Consider the following 25,103-nt stretch of genomic DNA (forward strand, 5'->3'; position numbering starts at 1 on the left):
TTTTAAGGAATACCATATGACACTTCGTGAGAAGCTGGCCCTGCTGGAAAAGCGCGCCGCTGACAAGCTTGCCGAAATCAAGGACGACACCGCAGCCGACGCTGCCCGCACGATCGAAAAGGATCATGAAGGCATCCTGGCAGAGATTGCGGAAGTGCGGAAGCAGATTGCAGCCGCTGATGCCGCTGAAGATGCTACCCGCGCTGCACCTCGTCAGGACCAGACCCAGCCGGTCGACGTCGATGCCGCCATCCGCAAGGCCCTCGACACCGAACACAAGCGAGCGTCCGAAATCCGCACGCTCGCGAAAGAAGCTGGTGAGGCCGAGCTTGGCGACGAGCATATCGACAAGCGCTCGAGCGTCGAGAATTTCCGATCTGCACTTCTGGAAAAGATGATGAAGCGCGAAGCACCAGCCACCGACAATCGCAGCCCGGCCAGCGTCGGCGAAGAGCACCACGAGAAGCGCGCCTCTGCTATGCGCGAAGCGCTCGCACACCGCGCCGACCCATCCAAGCCTCTGGGCGACGGCGGCCGCGAATATCGTGGTTTCTCGCTGATGGATATGGCTCGTGAGTCACTCGAAACCCGAGGCGTCAAGACGCGCGGCATGTCTCGCGATGAAATCGCTGGTGCAGCTCTTGCTCAGCGTTCGGGCTACGGTTCGACGTCCGACTTCCCGATTATCCTCGGCAATGTGGTCAATACGACCCTGCGCGCTGGTTATGAGGCTGCCGGTCAGACTTTCCGTCCGCTGATCCGCGAGACGACCGTCGCCGACTTCAAGGCCATCAACCGCGCCCAGCTTGGTGAAGGCCCGGCCTTCGACAAGGTCAGCGAGTCTGGCGAATTCAAGCGCGGCACGGTCGCTGAAGGCAAAGAATCCTACAAGATTGCGACCTTCGGTAAGGTGATCGCCATCACCCGTCAGGTCATCATCAACGATGACATGAACGCATTCAGCCGCATCCCGCAGCTGATGGGCGGCGCCGCTGCTCAGCTGGAAAGCGATCTCGTCTGGGCTCAGATCCTGAGCAACCCGACAATGGGTGACGGCCAAACGCTCTTCTCCGCACCACACAAGAACGTGCTGACCGCCGCCGCTTTCGGCGTTGCCTCGCTGGGCAAGGGTCGCGCGCAGATGGCGAAGCAGGTCGGCCTCGACGGCAAGACGGTTCTCAACATCCGTCCGCAGTTCCTCGTGGTTCCGGTCGAACTCGAAACGACTGCCGAGCAGGTGCTGAAGTCCACGTTCTTCGCGGATGACGCCTCCAAGGTTGCCACGGAATCGATGCGCAAGCTGCAGATCATTGCTGAGGCACGCCTCGACAACGGTATCAGCAACCCCGCTGCTGTTTCCACAGCAATCGCCGGTTCGACGACTGCCTGGTATCTCGCTGCTTCGCCCGCACAGGTGGACACGGTTGAGCTCGCTTACCTCGAAGGCAATCGCGGCGTCTATATCGAAACCCGTCAGGGCTTCGACGTCGATGGTCTCGAAGTCAAGGCTCGCCTCGATGTTGGCGCCAAGGCCATGGACCACCGCGGCCTCGCCAAGAACGCCGGCGCCTAATCTTCAAAGGGCGGCTTCGCGCCGCCCGACATCCTCTCGGAGAAACTGATGAAGAATTATATCCAGCCGGGCAACACTGTCACGGTAACCGCTCCCTACGACGTTGTGTCTGGCGGCGGCGTTCTTGTCGGCACTATTTTCGGTGTCGCCGCAACGTCGGCAAAGGCAGGAGAAACCGTCGAGATCAAACTCAACGGCGTGTACGAGCTCGGCAAGACGTCCGCTCAGGCGTGGACGTTCGGTGCGCTCGCTTACTGGGATGACACCAATAAGGCTGTCACCACGACCGCTTCGGGCAACACGCTTATCGGCAAGACGCTTGCTGTTGCGGCTAACCCGAGCGCCACCGGCATCGTCCGACTGTCGGCCTCGTAATGGTCAACTGGCGCGCCTTGGAGGCGGGGGTGGATCGCAAGATGGCGTCCACCTTCGGCGAAGAGGTGCGTCTGGCCTTCAAGAATAGCGGAGTGGCCGACACCGGCCGCCCCGACATCGATATCCGGGGCATCCTCTATACGGCTGGCACTATCCCTGCGTCGCTTGGACCGGGCTTCACCACGATGGTGTCTGCGGGCCAAGGGGTATTGGTTATAGACCGGTCGACCTATGCCGGTCCGGACATCTTCCAGAAAGACAAGGTTCGCGCCACTGAGCGCGCCGGTCAGCCTTGGTGGGAAGTCGCCGATGTGACGACCCGGCACTCGAATCTGATCGTGCTGACGCTTACGCAAAAATGAGGAGGGCGGCATGTCGCTAGTTCGTATTGCCGCTCGCATCGCAGCCGTTCAGGCGCTCAAGGGCCGGACATCAGTCGGCGACAACGTTCTCGACAGCGAGATAGGTGCGCTCGACTTAGACGGTGATGGCAATCTTCGCAGCACGAAACCGAAGCCGTTCATCTCGGTCTACACAGATGAAGCTCGCGCAGATGACAATCAGCTACGAGCATGGGTCGGCAATGGCCGAACAGAATTTCTCTTTGAAGCCGGCGTCACAGCTGCGCATGCGGAGACCGATACGGAGACGGGCGACAGCCTGCTCTATCCTGGCGTCCCAGATACGGATGCCGCTTTTGAATTCCACTTGGACCTGATTGCGCGCCAGATCGGCGACGCCTTGTCAGATCCCGAGAACGAATGGGCGGAGATCTTCCGCAAGTTCATCAAAACGATTTCGCGCATCGAGCGGTCCCGCACGAGCAGCGGCGCCAAGGACGGCATCCGTCTGGCTGCCCATCAGGTCAAAGTCACGGTCGAGTTGGTATCAGATCCCCCAAAGGGAGAGCCGCTGAGCGCTCGAGGACCAATGGCGATGTTTTTCGCAAAAGCTGCGGGGCTGCCAGGACTATCCGGACGCATCGCGCTTATGCAGGAGCAGCTGGTTGGCACGCCACTGGAGTGGGAAGCGGCGATGCGCCGTTTCGGTATCGCCCACAGCGAGGCTGACTCGTTGCTGATCACGCCGGTGACGGGTGCCGAGAGCGGCTTGCCTATCGTTGCCGTGAACGCACAGCCAGCACAGATCGCAGGAGGCCCGGCATGATTCCATCGAATTTGCCAGATCAGGTTTCCGACCTTTACTTTCGGATTGCCGAGATCGAAAGACGCGCGCGCAATCGAAAGCGCAAAGGCACAGTGGCCGAGGTGGGCACTGGTGAAAACGCCGGCAAGTATCGCGCCCAGCTTTCCGACCAGAAAGGCAGGCCGTTCCTAACGGGTTGGCTTAAGACGCGTCAGCTCGGCGCCGGTGGCGTCAAGATAGATATCATGCTGACCAAGGGTGAGCAGGTAGATATCATTTCTGAAAGTGGCGACCTGACAGACGCTCAGATCGATTTCTCGACGTACAGCGACGATAATAAGCGTGAGAATGACAACACGCCGCTACACATCAAGATCGGTGAGACCGTCCTTGCGGTCTCCGGTGATGGCGTCACCATCAAGGCCGGTACAGCCACCTTCACTGCCGATAGCGGCCACCTTGCCTGATGCCACGCATTGCACGGCTGGGTGACAGCGGGACGCATGGCGGCTCGATCATCAGCGCTGCGTCTAAATGGAAATGTGAAGGCGCGCTGATTGCTCGCAGAGGCGACCTCTACGCCTGCCCAATCCACGGAACAAACCCGATCGTCGGCGGCTCGTCGAAATGGAAATGCGAAGACGCCGAGATCGCCCGACACGGTGACGCGACGGCGTGCGGCGCATCGATCATTTCTGGCGCCTCCAAGTGGGAGTGCGACTGATGTCCGATTCAGCCGGCGTGAACGTCGGAAATGGCAATCGGCTGACAAACTGGCAGCACGTCCAGCAGTCGATCCACAAGATCCTCACGACCCGGCTCAATACGCGTGTCATGCGCCGAGATTTCGGGTCGGAACTTCCTGACCTGATCGACGCCAAGATGATTGGTCGAAACGTCCTCGCCGTCTACTCGGCGGCCGCGACGGCGATCATACGGTGGGAGCCTCGCTATCGGGTGAGGGCGGCCCGCGTCACCAACCTGACGGCAGACGGCCAGGTCACCCTTGAGCTCTTCGGACTCTATTACCCGCGCGGGCATCTGAACGACTATTCGATTGTCGAGGATGCAAGCACGCGCATAATCTTTGAGGTGTGACCTTGGCGTCTACTGCGATTGACCTCGCCTCCCTGCCGGCACCCACCATTGTCGAAACTCTGAATTTCGAGACGATCCTCAGCGAGAGGAAGGCGTCATTCCAGTCGCTGTGGCAGGCCGTTCGAGCATCGAATCCTGATCTCAATCTTCCTGAATATGACGTCTCAATGTTGGAGACGGACCCGGTCGTCGTCCTTCTTGAGGAGGAGAGCTACCGCGAGATCATCATGCGCGCCCGCGTCAACGCCGCGGCGCGCTCGAACTTTCTAGCCTTCGCAACCGGCGCTGAGCTCGAGCACCTCGCTGGGTTCTACGACGTAATCCGAATGGTTGGCGAACTTGACGATCGCCTACGTGAACGCGTCGTGCTTGCCATACAGGGCAGGAGCCCAGGTGGCACGAAGGAACGCTACAAGTTCATAGCGATGACCGCGTCTATCGAGGTTGAAGGCGTAGAGGTGTATCGCGCTGGCAAGTCTCCGGTCGTTCATGTCGCTATCTTCTCAACGGCGGCTGACGGGATAGCTTCGACTGCTCTTCTCGCCACGGTCACTGCGACTTTGCAGTCCTCGGACGTGATCATGGTCAATGACACGATTTCGGTGGAATCAGCTGTCCGCATCGTCGTCGATATCGAGGCAGACTACTTCCTCGATCCGAGCGCTCCGCTTTCGACAAACCTGACTATGGAACAGAACCTTCGCGACACTTGGGCTGCCGTACAGGCGCTTGGTCGCGATCTTCCGACCAGCTGGTGGGTCTCGAAGTTGATGGTTTCCGGGGTCCAGTCAGTGATTCCGCTCGTACCGATCGAAACTCAAGTTGCTCCCGACTACGCAGCGATTTCGCTCGGGACGGTGAAGCTCAATTACAAGGGTAGGGCGTTCTAGTGGCAGAATCGTTGCTCCCGCCGTCGGGCACTGGTCTCTTCGAAAAGACGTTCGAAGCTTCCGCGTTCCCACGGTGGGACAGCTTCGACGTATCCGCCGATTTCATTCGTGGCTTGAAGTACAGTCCCGACATACCGGCCAGCTTTAAACCGTTCATCATCTACGAATACGGGCTGGATGTGCTTCGGCCGTTCGTTCCAAACCTCGACGATCTGGTTGACGAGGCGGTTCGCTGGCAGAGACTTCGCGGAACACCCCGTTCCATTGAGATCGCCTTGGGGTGGATCGGCTATAGCGCCACCATCGTGCAGCAGTCGCCCACCCGTAATTGGTGGAACAGCTTCCAGCTCTACTTCTCCGACCTTCCTCGCTACGACTTCCCCGATCTCGTGCAGATCGAGGGCGTCGTCGACCTCTCTGTGCCGGCGCGATCGATGTTCCGGCGCGGGGTACATGGGTATGACGTCACCGCACTGGTGGAAGACAGCGGTCGCCTCGACGGGTCGCTGCTCGATTTCGAGAGCGGCACGACCTACGCCGACGGCGATACCATCTGGTCTTTCGGTCGCCTGACGGAAATCGAGCACGTCCTCGAAGAGGGCGAGGGCATCGCGATCGGTAACTGGCTTGCCCAGACCGGAGACGGCGGCATTCCGTGGGTCTCGATGACCTATCCATGGGTCACTGCGCAATTCCAGTGGGCGCTCAATCCTGAGGCTCAGCGTCGCGTCTTGTTGGCGTCGTTCTTCAGGGAATATCCATCAGTCTACATGGAATTCATCGGAGACGATGACGTCACCATTGGCTACCGGAAGTGCAAGGTCGCGCAGGTGAGAGCCATCGCGGGCGGAGACTACATCTACGGCGGCGCGCGCTATGCACCGATGACATCCGGCGACGCTGTCTACATTGAGGCTCGAACGGGCTTCAACGACGTAGACGCATCGAGAGCGACAAAGGTTCGCCTCGTATCGAGAGCGGTTCTCGCGCCTGGCATTCCAGCCGGACGGCTGTGGCTAGAGCCCGGCGACATCGTGTCCGGCCCGACATTCTCCGAAACACCATTCGACTTATCGATGCGCTTAACGGTGCGTGATCAGGTCAAGATACTCCTGAGGTTTTGATGGCTTACGAACACAAGTCCGGGCTGGCCTACACGTTCGACCGTGCAGAGGGCCATCCGGAGCAGCAGGGCGTCGTTTTCGGAGGCAAGGACCGCATTATCCAGGCGGCCGAACTGAACGAAGTCCAGACCATTGCACGCAATCGTCAGACCCGCCTGAGCCGCCTTGTTGCTTCCGACGGTGACCGCGTGGATCGTGCTGACGCCATTGTCGACATTGAGGCGAAGACCGTTCGGCTGACCGCCGGCATGATCTACGTTCAGGGCGACGTGATGTCGGTGGCTGAGGCGCTTCTCGCCGACGTGCCGATGACAGGTCGAATCCAGCTCGGCGTTCGGCTTGGTACGACCTACCTCACGGCAGAAACCAATCCTGAACTGATGGGGCTGGTCCCCGGTTCGCTTGCTGAGCTTGAACCTGGCGCTGCCCGCGAGGTAGCGACGATCACATGGGCGCGCGGCGACATCGATGCGCCCGGCGACTTCTATGCCGTTTACACGCTGCAGGACGGCACCATCCTCGATCAGACGTCTCCGTCGATCTTGGAGCCGGCCATGCAGGCGTTGGCCATCTATGACCGGCCCAACGGCAACTATATCGTCTCCGGTTGCCGAGTGACCGCCGTTGGCCTCAACGCTGGCGCTCGTGTGTTCTCGATCGAGCAAGGCGAGTTCAACGTCTACGGTTTCAAGCGGACCCGCTTTGCCTCGCTTCGCTTCGAACAGGAAGAAGATTGGGACGAAGGCGCGGTTGTTGGAGAAACCCACACCTACGCCGACACGGCTGGTTCCTATGCCTTCCCGGTCGCGGAATCGCCGATTGGCGTCATCAACAGCATCCTGCTGACCAAACAGAAGACGGTCACCATCACCAGAGGCAGCATTGCCAACGGTGCCGATGCTCTGCCTGACACGTCGGTCATCTCGGTCTCGTCTGTTGTTCAGGGTGGCACGACGTTCGCCAGCCCAGCCTCGTACAATCTGGTCAACAACACCATCGATTGGGCGCCCGGCGGGGCAGAGCCGACGACAGGATCCTCGTACAACGTGACATATCGCTATCGCGCGGCCGTCACGGCTACGAGCTTCACGGACACGACCATCACGGTTTCCGGCGGTGTGACTGGCGGCGACGTCATCGTCAGCTATACGCGCAAGCTGCCGCGGATCGACCGCATCGGCCTTCTTCAGGATGGCTCGCCGGTCTACCTCATGGGCCAGTCGGCCCGTAGCAATCCGCAGGCTCCGGGCGTTCCTGAGACGGTCCTGAACCTCTGCACGGTCTCAAACGACTGGATGACCGCGCCGACCATCGTGAATGATGGCACGCGATCCCTGACGATTCAGGAGCAGTGGAAGTACAACAACCGGCTGTTTGACCTCGAATACCTCATCATGAGGGAACGAGGCCGGCATGCGATCGACAGCAAAGAGCCTGTCGCCAAGAAGGGCGTCTTCGTCGATCCTCTTCTGGACGACACCTACCGCGATCTCGGGTCGGCAGGCGCGCAGTCCGGCGCCATTGGCAACGGGTTTATGCAGCTCGCGATCCGCCCGACGTTCTTCTATGGCAACATCACCGACCCGATCACGCTCGATTATGTCGAGGAGGTCATCGTCACGCAGGACCTCAAGACGTTCTGCGAGAAGATCAACCCATACGCCAATTTCAACCCGCTTCCGGGCGCTCTGCGTCTCAGTCCGTCGGTTGATTTTTGGACGGTATCGCAGACGACTTGGCTTTCCGAGCAAACTTTGGAGTTCAACCAAGGCGTCCGGACTGACGGCGGCCCGCTGCAGACCACATCCTCTGAAAATCAGGTTGTGGATCAGCGAACTGAACAGGCGGCGTTCCTGCGCCCGATCTCGGTGAGCTTCACGCTTTCTGGCTTCGGCGCTGGCGAAATTCTGAAGTCGCTAACCTTCGACGGCATCAGCGTAAAACCTCCTGGCACGCAGACCGCGAATGCCAACGGAGAGATCAGCGGGACGTTCACTATCCCCCCGACCGTTCCTGCTGGCACGAAGGTTGTCGCGGCAGACGGGATGGGCGGCACTCAGGCCACCAACATGTTTGTCGGGCAGGGCACGGTCCTAACCGACGTGATGCGCCGGGTCACCACCGTCCAGAACTGGTCAAGGCCGGTCGTTACGGAGGTTGTTCAGAATGCATCCTTAGGTTGGTTCTCAGGTGGCTCTGGCAACGATGGCTTTGATCAAAGCGATGGCGGTGGAGCTGATCCACAGGCACAGTACTTTGGCCTTAGTCAGGCGCGTCAGATCATCGGCGTTGATTTCCACATGTGCGCCTTCGGCGATCTGACGAAGCATATCCTCGTCGATCAGGTCACCACCGAAAACGGTTACCCGACGGCTGAAATCAGAGCGGAAGCAGTTGTACAGGTTGGTGCTGCCGTTCCCGGCTGGCGATCTGCCCGCTATGCGGTTCCGCTGATTACTCTCCCGACCGAAAACCATGCTTTTGTCATCAAGTCCGATGACAACCTGCACTCAGTCTCTGGAGCAAAGCTCGGCGGGTTCGATACGGATAGGCAGGAATACGTCTCCAAACATCCGTATGTGACTGGCCCTCGCTTTTCGTCGGTCAACGCGAAAACGTGGACGGCGCATCAGGACGAGGCGCTGACATTCCGTTTGGTCGCTGCGCGCTACACGCAGACGACAAAGACGGTCAATCTCGGTACCTTCAATCTGGTGGATTGCTCTGATCTTCAGGTGCGCTGCGTCGCGGAGCTTCCAAGTTCCGGCTGCTCGGTGGTCTTCGAGGTCCAGCGTTCGAACGGGACGATCTACAAGCTGCTGCCTTTCCAGGTTCTGCAGCTGACGGAATACGTCACAGACACGGTCCAGTTGCGCGCAGTCCTGACCGGTACGGCGACACTCTCGCCGGTGCTTTATGCTCCGGTCGAATTGATCTCGGGTCGCATTGATTCGTCGATGGTCTACATCACCCGCGCATTTGACTTGGGTACTGCCGTCAGACTGACGGACTACCTCAAGGCCTATCTGCCGGGCGGCGCGAGCGTCGCGGTGGCCTACTCTATCGACGGCGGAGCGTTTACGAACCTGCCACTCGCGAGCACGGAAGCCTTGGCCTTCCCGCTCTGGGTCGAGAACAAGTACCAGGTCGCCAGCATCACCGGCCTCAAGGTCCGGCTTCGGATCACCGCGACAGGCGGCCCGTCCGCGCGCGTCATCCTTGGCGATTTTGGCGCCGGCATCTTCTAAGGAATCCATGAATGGCAACGACGCCTAACGTCGGGCTCGATCTTCCGGTTGATACCGCGAACATCGATACCGAGATCTATCGCCTTCTTTCCAACCTGCAGCTCCTCGATACCACTATCGGGGCGTTGCAGACGTTGGCGGCTGGTAAGGCACCGATCATTCATGCCCATGAGTTGTCGGACATCACCGGTCTGGTGACGGCCCTTAATAACAAGATGGCCGCCAGCAAGACGTTTGCCTTGGCTGACCTCACGGACACCCGCAACATCGCGGGTGCTCCGGCGGGTTACATTCTGGTGAAGCAGTCCGACGGCAAGGTTGAACCTGTTTCGGCTCCATCAGTGTTCGGCACCTTCCTGCTGCGTATTGATTCCGCTCAGGCATTGACGGAAGCGCAGAAGTCTCAGGTCATTGAGAACATCTTCACTGGACTGACTGTAGCGCAGAAGGGCCAAGCCATCGCCAACATCGGCGGCGGCGTTCTTGCTGGACATCGAAACAAGCTCATCAACGGCAATTTCAACATCGCACAGCGAGGGACAACATTCGCTCAAGCGGCTGCGGTTAGGTACGCAGTTGATAGGTGGCGTCTGGCGGCATCAAATGGCGCTACAATAGGCATGTCGCGCATGCTTTACCCGAAGGATATTCCTTCAATACCCGAGGACACCGAAGCCTATGGCCGCTTTGATTTCACGCAAAGTGCTGACGCCTCGCATGTAACTTTTGTGGATCAGGCGATTGAAGATGTTGGAACGCTTGCAGGAAAACGAGCCACTCTGACATTCAATGCGGCTGGGAACGTAAGCCTCATTGGCGTCGTGCTTATCCAGATTTTTGGCGCAGGCGGCTCCCCACTTGTAAATATCGGGGCTCGCCAGCAAGCGATTTCTGCAATCAACACGAAATACTCGTTGCTATTCGACATCCCGTCTGTCGCTGGAAAAACGATTGGCTCTGGAAGCTGTTTGATTGTCCGTTTCATCTTTTCGAGTGGCGCGAATTATGATGCGGCGGGCGGGAAGATTGTGCCTCAAACGGGCAATGTGAACCTAACCCGTGCCTCTCTTGTCGAAGGTGATGCTTCTAAGGAAGATGATCCATTCTCTCCGCGCCATATCCAACAGGAATTGGAGCTGTGCAAACGATACTACCAGATCACGCCGCCGATAGGCCTAAGCGGACCGACCATCGCCGGTTATGGTAATTCCATCGTCGTTCCCTTTTCCCCTGAAATGCGCGCGCAGCCGACCATAGTTGTCTTCGCTTCGGGAACGGCATCAGGAAGCATGACCACTGGCGGTGTGGACGCACCCCAAAAAACTAGCATTCGGTACATTGCAGGAAATAGCGGAACAGGCGGCGGAGTTATTTACGGTGACCGTTTTGCCGCAGACGCGGAGATTTGACATGAACGTTATCGGCTACACCGAAAGCGGTTCAATCCGCGCCATCTTTGATGGGGACGCAAGTGAGAGCACTGTCCCCGACTACATGGGCAACCGACATCGCCAGATGATCGCGGAGTGGGAAGCGGAGGGGAACACCATCCCGCCATACGCACCGCCCGCAATCGATCTCAATGCCTATACGGCAACCAAGCGCTGGGAGCGTGAGGTCGGCGGCATTGTCGTCGGTGGCCTGGATGTCGCTACCGACGACCGGTCGAAAATCATGATCTCCGGCGCGCGCATGAAGGCGGACAAAGACACTGCCTTTACCGCGCAGTGGAAATGCCCAGACGGCAGTTTCATCACGCTTGATGCCGCGACCATCATCCATGCCAGCGACGCGGTTCTTGACCACGTCAATGACTGCTTCTCTATCGAGGCCGATGTGCTGGCCGCAATCGGTGACGGCTCGATCTCGACCACGGCAGACGTGGATGCGGCCTTCGCCGCGCAGCTTTCGCCCGAAAGTTTCCAGACCCGCGGTTAAGCCGCCACCACCAGCAAAACTGACACCACATCAGAGGAGGCCGCATTGGCTGACCTATCGTATTTCCATGGCGTGCAGGTGCTCGAAAGCCCTGACAGCCCGTCGCTTCTGCGCGTCACCAACTACGGCATTTCGTTCGTCAATGGCACCGCACCGGGCGCTGACGCTGCGACATTCCCGCTGAACAAGCCGACGCTGATCACGAACCTGTCGCAGGCCGCGCTGCTCGGCACGCAGGGCACGCTTTACAACGACGTGGTCACCATCTTTGGTGAGGGCGGATCGATTGTCATCGTCAACCGTGTTGAGCACAGCGAAACTGCCGCAACTCTGCAGGCAAACCTGATCGGTGACGCCGGCCAGCGCACCGGCCTCTACTCGGCACTGCGCGCCAAGGCACTTCTTGGCTATCAGCCGCGCGTGATCGTCACCGCCGGCAACACAGGCACGTGGATCGAGGGCGGCCTTCTGTCCGTCGCCATTTCTGGCTCTGGCAGCCTGCTGACCGAGGCGCCGACGGTTGCCTTCACCGGTGGCGGTTCTGATGCCGGCAAGGTTTTGCCGACCGCTGTTGCGGTGCTCGGTACCGGCGTAAATGCCGGCAAGGTCGTGTCCGTTACGGTTACCAGCGCGGGCAAGGGCATGACACAGGCTCCCGTTGTTGCCTTCACCGGTGGCGGCTCTGAGTCTGGCAAGGTGCTCCCGACCGCGACCGCAAACATCGGCGACGTCGGCAACCCCTTCGTTTCGGCACTTGCGACCATCACGGAGCAGGTTAAGGCTCGTGCCTACATCGCCGGCCCGAACACGACCAACGCCGATGCCGTGCGCTTCCGCGCTACCATTAACAGCGGTCGTATCCTTCCCATTGACCCGGCTGGCATCAAGAACGTCGATGGCGTGCCTGTTATCGTGCCGATTGCGCCGGTCTTCGCGGGCATTCGTTCGCGTGTTGTCGGTTCGGCTGAGGGCGTTTCCGGCTCGGTATCGAACAAGGAAATCCGCACGCTGGACGGCGTCGCACGCACGATCGCTTATCCGACCGACAGCAACTACCTGAACGACAAGCAGGTCGCGACGGTCATCAATGAGAATGGCCTACGCACTTGGGGCTCGCGCCTCGCGACATCGGATGCCCTCTGGCAGTTCGATAGCGTCCGCGCCACCGCCGACATGATCAACGAGAGCCTCGAGCAGATCTACTTCAAGTGGGTCGACAAGAAGTTCACGAAGGCCAACCTGAAGATGATGATCGAGGACGGCAATGCCGCACTGCGCGTCTTCAAGAAGAACGACGACATCCTCGGCGGCAAGGTCTGGCTCTCCGATATCAACCAGCCCACGGTCAATGCCAACGGCCAGGTCTATCTGAATGTTGAGTTCGAGCCCGTCGGCCTGATGGAGCAGATCAAAATCACCACGCATCGCAACATCCTCTACTACCAGATCCTTCTGGATGAGGTTCGTGGCGCGATCGACAACGGCCCGCTCACGCTGGCCGCGTAAGGAGTTTCCTAAATGGCGACAAGTCTTCCGCGCTTCCTGATGCGCGACTGCATGCTGTGGGCTGACAGCGTTTCCCAACTTGGTCAGATCGGCGACATCACGCCGCCGGTCCCGCAGATCAAGGTCGAGGAAATGCGCAATGCCGGCATGATCAAGCCGCGCGAGGTGCATATGGGCTACGAGAAGCTGGAATTCAGCTTCAAGATGCCCGGCCTCGATCCGCAGATTCTCAAGCTCTTCGGTCTCAAGCCTGGCTCCGAATACCCGTTCATGATCACCGGCGCACTCGTCGACGAGGATGGCACTGACCACTCGGCCGTCATGACGATCCGTGGCTTCCTGAAGCAGGCCGACCACGGCTCGTGGAAGACCGGCGATCAGGCGGAGAACGACTACACGGTCTCGGTCAACTACTACAAGCTCGAGATTGACGGCGAGCCGATCTACGAAATGGACGACTTTGACGTCCTGATCGGCGGCGTCAGCCAGGTCAGCGGCCAGCGCAACTCGCTGCTGCTCTAAGCCACCCACCATCACCAGCATAGCTAGAAGGGCCGCCTCACCAGCGGCCTTTCGCTTTTCAACACCACTGAGGAGTCCTCATGACCACCATTAAGCTTTCCACGCCCGTCGAACATTCCGGCGTCACCTATTCCGAAATCTCTTTCGATGAACCGACGGTCGGCGATCTCGCCGCTGCGGATCTCGTGAAGGGCGAAACGCACCAGATGCTCGCCGTCCTTTCCAGCATGTCAGGCGTGCCGATCCCGGCGCTCAAGAAGATCAAGGCCAAGGAGTTCGCCAAGTTCTCGAAGGCGATTGATCTGGGAAACGAGCCGGAGCCCACGACTGGCGAATAGTCGCGGGCTTCGTCGCCAGTGTGCTCCACACACCGCTCGAAGTGATCGAGCGGTGGCCGCCTGAAAAGGCGTTGGCCTACTTCGACACGGCCACAGAAATCCATAAAGCGACGAGGTCTCTCTGATGGCCGTCCTTCAAAGTCAGCTGCGCCTGTCGCTGCTGGATCAGGTCTCTGCGCCTATCCGCAAGGTGTCGGGCGCGCTGAGTGGCCTGCAGCGTCAGACGATGGCGTTTACCAATCCGCTCCGTGGTGCCATTGGGCAACTCGCTGCATTCGGCGGAGCCTACGTCGGAATCACCGAAGGCCTGAAGGCCACCATCGGCTCGGCAATCACCTTCGAATCCGCATTCGCAGACGTCCGAAAGGTTGTCGAGGCATCCGACGAACAGTTCGGCAACATGCGCCGGACCATTCGGCAGATGTCGACCGAAATCCCGATGACCGCCAACGATATCGCCGCGCTGTTCGCAGCCGCCGGCGAATCTGGCATCGCAACCACCGAGCTAAAAGAATTTTCCGAGATGGCGGCCCGCGTGGGGATTGCCTTCGATATCGGAGCCGGGCAAGCGGGCGAGACCCTCGCTAAGCTCAAAACCCAGTTGGGCGTGTCGGTGGCTGACGTCGGGTCTCTTGCCGATGCGATCAACCACCTGTCAAATAACATGGCTTCCAAGGCCAGCGACATCACCGACTTCATGCTGCGCGTCTCGGCGCTCGGCAAAATGGGTGGTTTCACTGCGGAACAGATCGCCGGCATTGGCTCAGCTATGATCGCGGCTGGCGCGCCCTCCGAGGTCGCCGGCACCGCGATGCAAAACGTCGTGAAGGCACTGACCCGTGGAAATTTCGCGAAAAAGGACCAGAGAGACGCCGCCAAGGCGCTCGGCCTCGACCTGCCGCAGATTGCCAAGCAGATGCAGAAGGACGCGCCGAAAGCGCTGAAAACGGTCCTGAAGGCAATCGCCAAGGCACCGAAAGATCAGCACATTGCGATCCTGTCGCAGTTCTTCGGTGATGAAGCCAAAGCCTTTGCGCCCTTGATCGGAAACGTCGGTCTGCTGGATCAGGCGCTCGATAGCGTCGCTGACAAGGCGAAATACACCGGCTCGGCGTTCAATGAATTCGTTCAGCGTTCGAGCACAGCTGCGAATGCTGCCCAGTTGCTTGGAAACAAAATTTCCAATCGGTTCTGGGAAATGGGCGACCGAATGCTGCCTACCATCAAGGAAGGCATCGCCGGCATCAGCGAGGTGATTGACACGCTCGATTCCCGCGTTTCCATCTTCGACAAGATGGAAACCAGCATCATGGGGTTCGCGCAAGGCCTCGGCTACAACGGAGTAAAGGACGTCATCGCCGACCTCGGCGACCTGTTGTTCGGCAAAGTTGACGGCACTGCCGGTGATCAACTTGGCCGCCTGTTCATGCAGGCGAAGGAGTGGGGCGCCACGATCCGCGAGCTTAGTGCAGCGATCAAGGAAAACCCGATCGCTCAGTTCTTCGCTGATCTTGCGCCGTATGGTTTTCAGATCATGGTGTGGGGAGCAGGCATCGCCTCCCTAGCCGGCACAGTCCGCAAACTTGCAGCTGCAATGATGTTCCTCAGCGGGGCATCAGCGATCATCGGCGCGCTGAAAGCCGCCGGTACGATAGCTGATGTTGTTTCTGGCGGAACTATGCCGGGCGGTAAGGGCGGGGGGAAGGCCGGTTCCGCAGGCACTTCTGTGCCCAAGCCAGACACTGGCGTCATGGCTACGCTGGCTGCATGGGGTTCATGGGTTAAGGGTGCTGTCGTGGCTGGCGCTCCCGGTCTTATGTCGGAAGCAATGTCCTTCACGCCGGGCGATACTTTCGAAGATCAGGTGCGACTGCAAAAGCAGCACCGCGAAGACCTTGAGCGGATCACCGGCATCAACAGGGCCGCCCTGACTCAAGGCTGGCAGCGGAACTTCGGTCAGACCACGCTTCCCGGCGTCGGCGCTCAGCAGGCAATGGACAACGCGCGCGCCTTCGGTCCCGGCGGTCGCACCACAGACCAGCTGCCCGGCAAGACGGCCGACGATCTCGGCATCGTCAGGACCACGCGCATCGACTCCTCGTCGATCGCGGCAATGATCCAGCCATCTGGCACGCAGGACGTTCGCGTCACCAATCCTCAGCCGCCGAACGTCACCGTCCACGCGCCAATCAGCATCACAGGCGTCGCGGATCCGCAAGCAGCGGCAAGCTCTGCCGCATCTCAGCTGGGCGAGTCCGTAAGGGCTGCCGTTGAAAGCGCTGACACCGACTAAAAGGAGGTCTGCATGGCAGGACCGGTAGCGATGGCTCTAGGGCCATTCGCTTTCGAGGCTATTGGCTTCGGATACGACGGCGTCTCGCGCAAAGTTCAGACACCATGGGCCGACGTCCAAGTGGCGCAGTCACTGAACCAGCAGCAGTGGACTGGACCGACCTCGGAAGAGATCACGATCAAGGGCGTGTTGTTTCCTGCGGAATTCGGCGGTCAGAGCTCCTTGTCTGGTATCGTGTCGGCCGCAATGGCCGGCACACCACTGATGCTGGTTTCCGGTGACGCTGACGAAGGGCTGATCCACGGCACGTTCACCATCCAGTCGGTGGATGAGGACCGCTCCTCGCACAACAGCAGGGGCACCGCTCGGCGCAATGCCTACACCATCTCGTTGAAACGGTATGCCGATGGAGACCCGGCCGGCTTCGTGCTGTCCGGTGCCATCGGCTCGATCGTCGCCCCCATTGTGAACCTGTTTGGATAAATGATGAGCACGATCGTAACCACGAAACAGGGACAGACCGTCGATTTGGTCTGCCTCCTTCACTATGGCCGCACGGCCGAAGTCACCGAGATGGTGCTCGCAGCCAATCCGGACATCGCGTCGTTGGGCATCGTCCTGCCGCTAGGCACAAAGGTCGTGATGCCTGCTGCCCCCTTGCGCGAGACGGCGCCAAAACTCGTCAGTTTGTGGGATTAACTATGCATCCGCTCATTGAGGTGAAAATTGATGGCAACCCAGTTGCCGGCGCTTTTTACGAACGTCTCGTTTCGATCACTGTCACTGACAAGGAGGGTCTCTCCTCCGATACGATCGACATCGAGCTGAACGACGGGCCGCCTTCTTTTCTTGCGATCCCTCGCAAAGGGGCGATTATCGACGTGCGCCTTGGATATGGCAAGCTTCGGAGTCTCGGTCAGTACACTGTCGATAAAGTCTCGGCCAAGTGTCTTCCTTATTCGCTTTCCGTTTCTGGGAAGGCGAGGGACATGCGTAGCGGCAAATTCAAAGAACGGCAGGAACGCCATTGGGACAAGGTGAAAGTCAAGGATCTCGTCAAAGAATTGGCGGGGGAGGCCGGACTGGGCGCCTATGTGGACCCTGATATCGGCGAGCACGAATACGACTGGGTCGCTCAGCAGGACGAATCCAACATTCACTTTCTGCGTCGCCTATCCGACCGTCACAACGCCCTATGCAAGGTTAAGGACGGCCGCTTGCTGTTCTCCGCTAGAGGCTCCGGCAACTCAGCATCCGGCCAGTTTATCGGCTCGGTCGTCGTTTCGCCTTCGAAGATTATCCAAGGGACTTGTAGTTTCGAGGCCAACGATCGCACGAAGTATTCGAAGGTCGTCGCCTACTATCAGGACAACGATAAGGCGCAGCGTGTCGAGATCGAGGCCGACGGTGATGCAGATGGCGATAGCGTCTTCCGCATTCCAGAGCCGTTCGCCAGCGTCAAGGAAGCAGACAAAGCCGCCCAGTCGAAGGCGAAAGCGCTCAAGCGAGGCGAGGGGGCTGCATCAGTCACCGTGGTCGGTGACACGGCCATCATCGCAGGAGCTCCGCTACTCTTTGGGGATGTGAGGCCGGGCCTTGATGGCGTGCCTTATGTTATCGACACGGCGACACACACCTATCGAAAAACTGAAGGTTATCGCACGGCCATCAGTGCGAAGCTGTACGATGGCAAGTCTGGCGGGAGCAAGAAATCGGCCGCTAACGACAACGATCCGGATAGCACGTCGGAGACCAGCAAGTCGGAAGACAAGGTCGCACCAAATGCGCCAGCAGGAACGCCGGCTACTCCATCGGAATGGACAGGGCAGCGACGTTACGGTCGAACGGACGAGAACTAACTCGCCATCTCATGTCCGACATCATCGTTCGCAGGCTCGTCAAACACCGGCGTTTCCGCCAGCTCGCGTAGCGTAGCGGCAAGTGCGGCCAATTGCTGGGCGATTTCGATGATCGATAGCGCGGCGAGATCTTCATTCATAGCGTCCTCCTGACTCTTCGGCAGGACGCAAAACAATCTGCCGACCGCCAAGATAGGCCGGCTCTCCCTAAAATCAAAGGGGTATCATGAAACTCCTTCCAGACTGGCGCGCCGTGATCGGTCGCGCTTGGTCGTTGCGGCTTATTGAGATCGCAGCAGCCGCCGACATCATCCTGAACGTCGTGCCCTTCGTGTCTGACTGGCTGCCATGGTGGCTCACCATCGCGCTGCTCGCAGCAGCTTGGGGCGCGCGCATTCTTTCCCAGCCCGAAAAGGAGCCGGCGAATGCCGATCAATAAAATCCTGCCCTCCAAGCGGGCAAAAAGCGCTGTTGCCGCTGTCATGGCTGCGGTCATGGTGGGTACCGCCTCCCTGCTGCCCAGCGGCACGCCAGCGCCTGTCACCCTCGCGGTCGACCACCTCATCAAGCCGTGGGAAGGCCTGCACACGCGTGCCTACCTTGATATCGTGAAGGTCCCAACGATCTGCTACGGCGAGACCAAGGGCGTGAAACTAGGCCAGACAAAGACGGTGGCGCAATGCGAAATCATGCTCATCACCCGCGTCACCGACGACTATTACCAGCCGCTGACAAAGTGCATCGCAGGATTCACCAAGATGCCGGTGAGCGTGCAGGCGTCCATGATCTCCGGCGCCTACAACTTCGGCGTCGGCGGAATGTGTGGTTCATCTGCTGCCCGCCTTGCGAGGGCTGGCCAGTATCAAGCCGCATGCGAAGCGCAAACGGCGTGGAACAAGGCCGGCGGTCGTGTCGTCAATGGTCTCGTCAAGCGCCGCGAAATGGGTGATGCGCAGCGGATCGGCGAAGCTGAGCTGTGCGTCTCTGGTCTGTCGAGATGATCTTAGCGTTTGCGAAGCTGCTGGGCGTCGATGCCTGGCTTGTGAAGGTCGGCGCGGTATTGCTCGTCGGCCTATCGCTCATGGCAGGCGCGTGGTGGGTTCACGGCAGAATCTACGACGACGGTTATCAGACTGCCTCGGCCAAGTACGAGGCACAGATTGCTGCCGACGCGCTCCAGCGAGCCGAGGCGAGCCTGAACGAACAACGCAGGCAGGCCATCGCCAACAATGCCGCGAAGCAGCGCGAGGCCGAAGCCATCGCCACCCTTGAGGCTCAGGAAGCCGAGAACCTCGAACTAAGTAGGAGGCTGGCCAGTGAAGCTCAGCAAGATCCTGATGCTGGCCGCCCTAGCCTTGGGGCTGGCAGCGTGCAGCGTATCAACCAAGTCCGCTAGCATCGTGCCACCGGCGCCACCGGTGATCGCGCGACCAGACAGCAGCTTACTGAAGGTCTGCGGCCTGCCTGTCGATGTCGGCAAAGGCGCACTCAGTCAGGCGCAAGTCGAGGATCTGTGGATCTCGGACCGGGCTGCACTATTGGCCTGCTACCGGCGCCACACGGCGCTCCGCAATTTCATCATAGACCGCGATAACGCATTGAGAGGTAGCCAGTGACCGGCTCTGAAATCATGGCCGTAGTCGGCTTTTTTGTAATGGTGTCCGGTGCCCTTTGGGGCATCTGGTGGCGCATCGAAGGCAGGGTGAAAGAGGCCAAAGATTCGGCCGTCGGTACCGCTACTGCTGCGCAGGCACTTGCTAACCTTGCTCGCGACGAACTGGCCGCACATCGCCTGCACGTCGCCGAGACATACATTACCAAGGCTGGCATGCGCGAAACCACCGAGCAGCTCATGGAAGCCATCAGCGGCGTCAAGAGCGCCGTCGACGGCATGACGCTTCGCATCGACCGGGTGGTCGAAGGCCAGCCTCGTCGATCCACTACTCGTACTTAAGGAAGCTGAAGCATGGCTTTTTCAGGCGTTCACGTAGTGTGCGCATATGCCGGTTCTCTGGCATTCCAGCGCGCCCCCACACAGCCGATCATCGGCAAGGTCAATTGGTCTGAATCGATATCCTCCGGTTCCATGACCACTAACTCCGCTCCCGGCCTTCACGGCGCTGCCGGGCAGCCTATCTTCCGCATTCGCTCCTCTGCGGAGGTGTGGGTGTCGGTCGGACCTCAACCGGACCCGGTCGGCGGCAAGCGGTTCATCGTTCCTGCTGGTGTTGACTACGACGTTTACGTCGATGTTGGTGACCGCCTTGCTTGGACGTCCGCCTGATGAGTGGCTTACGAGGGCTGGGCGGTGGTCCCAGAGCACTGACTGATCGCAACGTCAGGATGAGCGGCGCGGAGGCAGTCAACAAGCTGCTCCGCGCGTTCCGCAAGGCAGAAGACAACAACCCTTACCAGTTGCCGGAGATGGCGACCCCGCCAACGGTTGCTGTATCAGCGACGACCGACGCCGCCCTTGCCGCATCTATCCCGCTCGCTACGGCTAACGCTCTGACCGCGGCAGCAGCAAAGGTGGCTTGGTATGGCGGCGTTCCTGCCGTTATCGCGAACACCTTCGTGGGCATGCCGGTGGTTAGTAACTTGCCGGCCAACGGCAACCTTGCTTCGCTTGCTAATGCCAATGTGAGCGCCGACCTGTCGATGTATAATCACGCGGCCGAAATTATGACCGACGCGGACACCGTTGAATTCTCGATCTATTGCCGAACCGATCGGAAGGTCATGTTCCAGGTCGACGGACAATATGTCAGCAAGGCCGGCCATGTCGGCGTTACGGCGAGCAACAGCTACAACTTTTTCAAGTTGACGTTCACGAGCAAACGGCCCCGCCGAATCCGCATTCTCATGTCGAACATGTCGGAAGCCGCTAGTTCTCCCACCATGCTCTCGGCGGTTCGATTATCTGCGCTGTCGGCATTCTGGAAGCCGGATCAGTCCGGAGTGCTACGCCTTGGTTGCTACACTGACAGCTACGGCATGGGCGGCGGGACTCAAACCAATTGGGATACTCCGAACGCCGCTTTCACCACGCTCGCTGGTGAACTGCTGGGCATGCGAGATGTTCGCCAGTTGTCGCAGTTCGGTACTGGATACATCGCTACAGGTTCTGGTCGGTCGAAGCTGCTCGCGCAGATCCCCCGATCCATCTCGCAGCAGGGGCCTTGGGACCTCATACTTGTCGCTCACGGCTATAACGATGCCGCGCAAGCGCCAGCCACTGTTCAGGCAGAAGCTCTTGCAGCTCTGCGACTGATCCGCGAGGGTGCGCCGAACGTGCCGATCGTCGTGGTCGGCCCATGGGGAGGCAGGACGGGGCCTAGCGCGGCAGTTGTTGGTGTCGAGAACGCTATCAGTTCTGCGGTCACTGCCTTGGCAGATCCGCTCTGCAGGTTTGCGCCGAACAGTACGGCCGCGCAGCCCTTCCTTTTTGGGACGGGCTACCAAGGCGCGACCAATGCCAGCGGCAACAGCGACGTCTACATCGGCACCGACGGCACGCATTTCACGCCGATCGTCGGCCATGAATATGGCGCATACCGCGTTGCGACTGCAGTGCGAGATGCTGTTGAGGCTATGTTGAAGTAAGGGATTCCCTCGCGGAATCTCCCGGTGTATGCTGCTAGACAGCGGACCAAGTTTGAACGCCCTCTGCCTATCGGTGGAGGGCGTTTTTTTTATTTCAGTTGATGCGCGCCGCCACCTGGTCCGAAATATTGAGTGGACAACCCTAATTTTGCATGCTTACTTTAGACTTCACGCATATCCAGTCTGTGCCCGCCGCCTTGACCAGGTGGCGGGCTTTTTTTGGCATGCGAGCCATTCGGTGACTCTCAGCAGTAATTTTCGCTGTCGCTATCCATCCAAGTGACGGCCTTCGCCCGCTTGAGTAACCGTAGAGCGGACTCGGCAAGGCGTAGGCTTTGAGCCTTGCTTGCAAGCGGTTCCAGCTTTTTTCGAGATCTGGAGCTTATGCGCTCCGACCTTACCGAATTCACGCGCTTTCGCTTCATGTCAGCCTCCAGCAATACACGCAGCATTGTGCTTTCGCAGTCTGAATTCAACTCTAAGGCCGCTATATCGTTAAGCGGTAAGGTTAGCGCGAAAGCATATCCAGCATGTGCCAGCTGCCACCACCATGTGGCGGGATTTTTTCGCGTTCAGGTCTGTCGGGATAGCAAGGGCCGGTTAATCTGTGGGAAAACAGCGGGGGCAGACTTGAACGATAACAATCCAGTCGAAGTTTCAAAGCCTACGACGAAACGTAAACCACCAATCTGGCCTTGGGTTGCGGTGCTGATACTCGTCATCGTCGGCATATTGGTCCACCGCGAACTGACGTTGATGTTTGACGACCTGCAGCGAACAGGCCGAGACTTCATTCAACTATTCGAGTGGCTGCTGTCACTGGTGGATGGCTAAGCTGCTACGCGAAGCGATCAGGCACACCCGGCTTTCAATCCTCCAGCTATATCGATTGGAACTAATCAAGTTTCGTCTTGTTGGACATTCGCATCAACAAAAAACAAGAGGAACACCCAATGATCAAGATTCTCACAGTCGCCGCTCTCTCTCTCGGCCTTGCAACGTCCGCAATGGCTCAGGCATCTGGCGGCTCTTCCGGCACAGGTGGCGACAATGGTGCAGGTTCCGGTAGCTCTAGCGGCGCGAGCGGTTCAAACTCCGGCTCGACTGGCACTGGTGGCGGTAACAACGGCGGGGCGTCGACCGGCGCATCAGGCGGCAAGGCTAGCGACGCGCCGGGTAGCTCGCAGTCGAACTGCGGCGCTCCCGGCGGGACTCAGGGCGCAGCCCAGTCCGGCACGACTTCTTCCGGCTCCACAAATCCAGGAGCAGGCGCTGCCGGCACATCGTGCTGACACCCCGTAAGTAAGGAAGCGCCTCCTGCCCGCCGGCAGGGGGCGTTTTTTCGTTTTTACTGCGGAAAATCTTTCGACGCCTTCGCTGTTGCTAACGTCTTGCCGACTGCATCAAGAGCTTTGACCGTAAAGCGGTAAGTGTGACGCATTGGCGGGCAGGGGCCGCTATAACGAAACGCGCCGTACGGAAGCGATTGCTGGCCTTTGTAATCAACCTTGCCACCGCCGTGGTTGTAACTCATCGCGTCCATATCAACCATTTTGATGTCGAGCTTCACTGTCCCAGCCGGAACGCCTGACAGAGAGATTGGAGGGGATTTGGAGTCGAAGCATTTTTTTGTCGGACCCCATTCAACGGAGGCCTTCATATCGGCAAGGGCCACGGTGGTGAGTGACAATGAAAACAATACGGTAAGGGCGATTCTCATGTGGATCTCGTATGTTGTTGGCAGCGCCACTTTATGGAGTGCATTCCAACTCACAAGTGTGTTTTCTCGTTTCACCCAATAAAGGTGTGTCAAGGTAGGCCGATGCTATCCGCAAGCTCTGCTGCCTCGTTCCGCACGGTACCGCGTTTGTAAGGATAGTGCTCATAGCACCACCATTTTGGTTCATCGTGCCCATGGCGAAAGCCCCAGCCTCCCCACTTGCCGCAGCCTTCCACGATGCAGAAGTGAATATACGGTCCGGCCCCGTCCAATTGGGCTGTACGGCTTTCGTCGCTCATTTTTTTGCCTCGATGAGTATGTTGGCTTTCAGTAGACAAGGGAAGCGAGCTTCGCATTGATCGGTTCCGCGACGGTCGCAGCCGATAGCCATTATTCGGCGAAGCTCGACGAACTCCGTCTCGGCACCAAGCTTCTTAACCAGCTGTTTTCGATCATAGACGCCGTGGCGGTCGCACCGGTGGCAAACCATTTCGATCTTGTCGCCGCGGAAGTCGCGCAGTTTGGGAAGGCTCACAGCGCCACCCTCCATGGGTCTTCTTGTTCTTCGATAGATGTCATGTGGCCTGTTGCGTTGCACGCGTTTACCTCAACGTCAAAACTCTCAGCTGCGCGAACACGCATGAGCTCTAGAAACCAGCGGGGCCGACCAATGCCGGGAACGGGTAGGGGTTCAGAAGGAAGGGGTGACACCCGCCATCTCGTCATCGAGGCGGTCGGGCTTCCGAAGTCTGTGGCTTCTTGCTGGCGCCGCCACCGACGAATGATAAGCCCGGTTGCTCCAGACTGCTCTGCGGCGAGTTGGAAGCGTCGGCTGGCGACCATCGGCAGGCGCACCAGTTCAGCGACAACAACTGCTACGCCGCGATACCGCAGGCCTTCCTCGGCGCATTCAATCACGCCTTCTTCATCTTTGGATTCGACGAAAATCACGCGGTCCATGCTGAGGCCGACCTGCACCAAGGATGGCGCGAAAAGATCGGTGCGAGTTAGACACCATATCACCGGGCCGGGTATCCGCGCTGCTATCCCTGCCGTAAACAGCGCCGACACTGCCCCGCACACTACATCGGTTCCGCCGCCCGCAATCTCGTGCGTCGCTCCGAGCGCCAATCCGCCGCCAGGCAACCGGCTATCAATTTCGGGCACTCCGAAAGGGACCGTTTGGCGCTGACGCACAGCTCCGCCGGCGATCTGGTCGATGCGCTCCTGTAGATCTGCGATGACGGTGCGATTAATTCTCATGATCTCACAATAGGCTTTTGTTCCTATTATGTTCTCATTGATAGTGGAGTCAACGGCCTGTTCGCGGTGACCGCGTAGCCAACTGAAACTGCTAATTTATATGTTCAGAATGGGCTGTGGTTACGCAGTGGATAAACCATTTTTGCCAAGGCTGGCTTTAAACGCACAAAGCCCCGCGCATGTCGGTACGCGGGGCAATGGCGCGGCCAGCTGACGCATCGTCAAGATCAACCGGCGCGATTTCAAAACCGTGATCACCGAAATACGTTCCGAGATTATTTAACTTTTGCTTCAGGCGATTCACCGTCTCTAAGATTTGCCTGAGTTCCTCGTCTGTGCCCATGCCGAGTGCCAAATTTTCTGCGACCTCGACAACAGCTGCCAGGGTTTCGGCCTCTGTCCAGCCGGCTTTCATCGCGTCGGCAATAAGCTCCTGCAACTGCCCTTCGATCGCCTCCTCACATTCGATGAAGCGGTCGGAAGAATTCGCGCGGGGTTTATCCATGCCGCCCAACGAACTCAACCGCAAGCAGTTCCCCTCAGTATCACAAATCTTGACAAATTTGTAAATCTATTGTAGTGGTAGTTCATGGCCTCACCAGCCAAA

32 protein-coding genes are annotated in these 25,103 nt (G+C 59.0%); 27 read left to right on the forward strand and 5 right to left on the reverse strand.

The features are described 5' to 3' along the window. Positions 1-16: 16 nt before the first annotated feature. From EDF70_RS06080 to EDF70_RS06170, 19 genes are all read left to right on the forward strand, one after another. Complete coding sequence (locus EDF70_RS06080) at positions 17-1,573, forward strand: prohead protease/major capsid protein fusion protein (RefSeq protein WP_132272393.1); 1,557 nt, start codon at positions 17-19, stop codon at positions 1,571-1,573. A gap of 48 nt (positions 1,574-1,621) precedes the next feature. Next, positions 1,622-1,948: a DUF2190 family protein gene (locus tag EDF70_RS06085; protein ID WP_132272394.1), complete on the forward strand. Its 327-nt coding sequence runs from the start codon at positions 1,622-1,624 to the stop codon at positions 1,946-1,948. 29 nt (positions 1,949-1,977) lie between these two features. Beyond that, positions 1,978-2,310 carry a hypothetical protein gene (locus EDF70_RS06090; RefSeq protein WP_245519051.1) on the forward strand — a complete coding sequence of 111 codons (333 nt, stop codon included), beginning with the start codon at positions 1,978-1,980 and terminating at the stop codon, positions 2,308-2,310. 10 nt (positions 2,311-2,320) lie between these two features. Continuing rightward, on the forward strand, positions 2,321-3,115 hold the full coding sequence (locus EDF70_RS06095) for a hypothetical protein (protein WP_207908222.1): 795 nt from the start codon (positions 2,321-2,323) through the stop codon (positions 3,113-3,115). After that, complete coding sequence (locus EDF70_RS06100; protein ID WP_132272396.1) at positions 3,112-3,561, forward strand: phage baseplate assembly protein V; 450 nt, start codon at positions 3,112-3,114, stop codon at positions 3,559-3,561. The genes EDF70_RS06095 and EDF70_RS06100 overlap by 4 nt, the downstream gene beginning before the upstream one ends. Beyond that, the gene (locus EDF70_RS06105) at positions 3,561-3,818 is read left to right on the forward strand and encodes a PAAR domain-containing protein (protein WP_132272397.1); all 258 of its coding nucleotides are present in this window, start codon (positions 3,561-3,563) and stop codon (positions 3,816-3,818) included. Before EDF70_RS06100 ends, EDF70_RS06105 begins: the two co-directional genes overlap by 1 nt. Then, a complete protein-coding gene (locus EDF70_RS06110; RefSeq protein ID WP_132272398.1) occupies positions 3,818-4,192 on the forward strand; it encodes a GPW/gp25 family protein in 375 nt (124 codons plus the stop codon). Before EDF70_RS06105 ends, EDF70_RS06110 begins: the two co-directional genes overlap by 1 nt. Positions 4,193-4,194: 2 nt before the next feature. After that, positions 4,195-5,082: a baseplate J/gp47 family protein gene (locus tag EDF70_RS06115; protein ID WP_132272399.1), complete on the forward strand. Its 888-nt coding sequence runs from the start codon at positions 4,195-4,197 to the stop codon at positions 5,080-5,082. Beyond that, the gene (locus tag EDF70_RS06120) at positions 5,082-6,206 is read left to right on the forward strand and encodes a phage tail protein (RefSeq protein WP_132272400.1); all 1,125 of its coding nucleotides are present in this window, start codon (positions 5,082-5,084) and stop codon (positions 6,204-6,206) included. Before EDF70_RS06115 ends, EDF70_RS06120 begins: the two co-directional genes overlap by 1 nt. Beyond that, a complete protein-coding gene (locus EDF70_RS06125; protein WP_132272401.1) occupies positions 6,206-9,454 on the forward strand; it encodes a DUF4815 domain-containing protein in 3,249 nt (1,082 codons plus the stop codon). Before EDF70_RS06120 ends, EDF70_RS06125 begins: the two co-directional genes overlap by 1 nt. Before the next feature lie 11 nt (positions 9,455-9,465). Continuing rightward, positions 9,466-10,863: a hypothetical protein gene (locus EDF70_RS06130; RefSeq protein WP_132272402.1), complete on the forward strand. Its 1,398-nt coding sequence runs from the start codon at positions 9,466-9,468 to the stop codon at positions 10,861-10,863. 1 nt (position 10,864) lies between these two features. Continuing rightward, positions 10,865-11,392, forward strand: coding sequence for a DUF4376 domain-containing protein (locus EDF70_RS06135; protein ID WP_132272403.1), 528 nt, complete (start codon positions 10,865-10,867; stop codon positions 11,390-11,392). A 45-nt stretch (positions 11,393-11,437) separates the two neighbouring features. Further along, complete coding sequence (locus EDF70_RS06140) at positions 11,438-12,898, forward strand: phage tail sheath C-terminal domain-containing protein (RefSeq protein WP_132272404.1); 1,461 nt, start codon at positions 11,438-11,440, stop codon at positions 12,896-12,898. Positions 12,899-12,910: 12 nt separating this feature from the next. Further along, on the forward strand, positions 12,911-13,420 hold the full coding sequence (locus EDF70_RS06145; protein ID WP_132272405.1) for a phage major tail tube protein: 510 nt from the start codon (positions 12,911-12,913) through the stop codon (positions 13,418-13,420). A gap of 80 nt (positions 13,421-13,500) precedes the next feature. After that, positions 13,501-13,758, forward strand: coding sequence for a phage tail assembly protein (locus tag EDF70_RS06150; RefSeq protein WP_132272406.1), 258 nt, complete (start codon positions 13,501-13,503; stop codon positions 13,756-13,758). A 124-nt stretch (positions 13,759-13,882) separates the two neighbouring features. Further along, a complete protein-coding gene (locus tag EDF70_RS06155) occupies positions 13,883-16,051 on the forward strand; it encodes a phage tail tape measure protein (protein ID WP_132272407.1) in 2,169 nt (722 codons plus the stop codon). Between the two features lie 12 nt (positions 16,052-16,063). Further along, positions 16,064-16,534: a phage tail protein gene (locus EDF70_RS06160; RefSeq protein ID WP_132272408.1), complete on the forward strand. Its 471-nt coding sequence runs from the start codon at positions 16,064-16,066 to the stop codon at positions 16,532-16,534. A gap of 3 nt (positions 16,535-16,537) precedes the next feature. Continuing rightward, entirely contained in the window at positions 16,538-16,750 is a 213-nt protein-coding gene (locus EDF70_RS06165) for a tail protein X (protein ID WP_132272409.1), read from the forward strand. Between the two features lie 2 nt (positions 16,751-16,752). After that, positions 16,753-17,910: a contractile injection system protein, VgrG/Pvc8 family gene (locus EDF70_RS06170; protein WP_132272410.1), complete on the forward strand. Its 1,158-nt coding sequence runs from the start codon at positions 16,753-16,755 to the stop codon at positions 17,908-17,910. On the opposite strand, the gene EDF70_RS29915 is transcribed toward EDF70_RS06170, so the two are convergent. Continuing rightward, positions 17,907-18,050, reverse strand: a complete 144-nt coding sequence (locus tag EDF70_RS29915) for a hypothetical protein (protein WP_165931941.1) — start codon at positions 18,048-18,050, stop codon at positions 17,907-17,909. The two genes, EDF70_RS06170 and EDF70_RS29915, sit on opposite strands and share 4 nt — an antisense overlap. Before the next feature lie 86 nt (positions 18,051-18,136). Between EDF70_RS29915 and EDF70_RS06175 the strand changes: the two genes are divergently transcribed. From EDF70_RS06175 to EDF70_RS06215, 8 genes are all read left to right on the forward strand, one after another. Continuing rightward, on the forward strand, positions 18,137-18,349 hold the full coding sequence (locus EDF70_RS06175) for a hypothetical protein (protein WP_132272411.1): 213 nt from the start codon (positions 18,137-18,139) through the stop codon (positions 18,347-18,349). Then, the gene (locus tag EDF70_RS06180; RefSeq protein ID WP_132272412.1) at positions 18,336-18,911 is read left to right on the forward strand and encodes a lysozyme; all 576 of its coding nucleotides are present in this window, start codon (positions 18,336-18,338) and stop codon (positions 18,909-18,911) included. Before EDF70_RS06175 ends, EDF70_RS06180 begins: the two co-directional genes overlap by 14 nt. Beyond that, the gene (locus tag EDF70_RS06185; RefSeq protein WP_132272413.1) at positions 18,908-19,306 is read left to right on the forward strand and encodes a hypothetical protein; all 399 of its coding nucleotides are present in this window, start codon (positions 18,908-18,910) and stop codon (positions 19,304-19,306) included. Before EDF70_RS06180 ends, EDF70_RS06185 begins: the two co-directional genes overlap by 4 nt. Positions 19,307-19,522: 216 nt before the next feature. Further along, a complete protein-coding gene (locus tag EDF70_RS06195; RefSeq protein WP_132272415.1) occupies positions 19,523-19,864 on the forward strand; it encodes a hypothetical protein in 342 nt (113 codons plus the stop codon). Between the two features lie 12 nt (positions 19,865-19,876). Next, positions 19,877-20,194 carry a hypothetical protein gene (locus EDF70_RS06200; RefSeq protein WP_132272416.1) on the forward strand — a complete coding sequence of 106 codons (318 nt, stop codon included), beginning with the start codon at positions 19,877-19,879 and terminating at the stop codon, positions 20,192-20,194. After that, the gene (locus tag EDF70_RS06205; protein WP_165931942.1) at positions 20,179-21,513 is read left to right on the forward strand and encodes an SGNH/GDSL hydrolase family protein; all 1,335 of its coding nucleotides are present in this window, start codon (positions 20,179-20,181) and stop codon (positions 21,511-21,513) included. Before EDF70_RS06200 ends, EDF70_RS06205 begins: the two co-directional genes overlap by 16 nt. Before the next feature lie 630 nt (positions 21,514-22,143). Then, positions 22,144-22,347, forward strand: a complete 204-nt coding sequence (locus EDF70_RS06210) for a hypothetical protein (RefSeq protein WP_132272418.1) — start codon at positions 22,144-22,146, stop codon at positions 22,345-22,347. A gap of 119 nt (positions 22,348-22,466) precedes the next feature. Next, positions 22,467-22,805: an oxidoreductase gene (locus EDF70_RS06215; RefSeq protein WP_132272419.1), complete on the forward strand. Its 339-nt coding sequence runs from the start codon at positions 22,467-22,469 to the stop codon at positions 22,803-22,805. A 56-nt stretch (positions 22,806-22,861) separates the two neighbouring features. Here the strand turns inward: EDF70_RS06215 and EDF70_RS06220 are convergent, their stop codons facing one another. The 4 genes from EDF70_RS06220 to EDF70_RS06240 form a co-directional block, all read right to left on the reverse strand. Further along, positions 22,862-23,233 (reverse strand): phospholipid-binding protein, encoded by a 372-nt coding sequence (locus EDF70_RS06220; protein WP_132272420.1) that lies wholly within the window; start codon positions 23,231-23,233, stop codon positions 22,862-22,864. A gap of 295 nt (positions 23,234-23,528) precedes the next feature. Next, positions 23,529-23,768 carry a hypothetical protein gene (locus EDF70_RS06230; protein ID WP_245519052.1) on the reverse strand — a complete coding sequence of 80 codons (240 nt, stop codon included), beginning with the start codon at positions 23,766-23,768 and terminating at the stop codon, positions 23,529-23,531. Further along, positions 23,765-24,496 (reverse strand): ImuA family protein, encoded by a 732-nt coding sequence (locus EDF70_RS06235; protein WP_132272423.1) that lies wholly within the window; start codon positions 24,494-24,496, stop codon positions 23,765-23,767. The genes EDF70_RS06230 and EDF70_RS06235 overlap by 4 nt, the downstream gene beginning before the upstream one ends. Positions 24,497-24,653: 157 nt before the next feature. Continuing rightward, the gene (locus EDF70_RS06240) at positions 24,654-25,025 is read right to left on the reverse strand and encodes a hypothetical protein (RefSeq protein WP_132272424.1); all 372 of its coding nucleotides are present in this window, start codon (positions 25,023-25,025) and stop codon (positions 24,654-24,656) included. Positions 25,026-25,103: the final 78 nt, after the last annotated feature.

It is taken from the genome of Neorhizobium sp. JUb45, from assembly GCF_004343585.1.
GTDB lineage: Bacteria > Pseudomonadota > Alphaproteobacteria > Rhizobiales > Rhizobiaceae > Neorhizobium.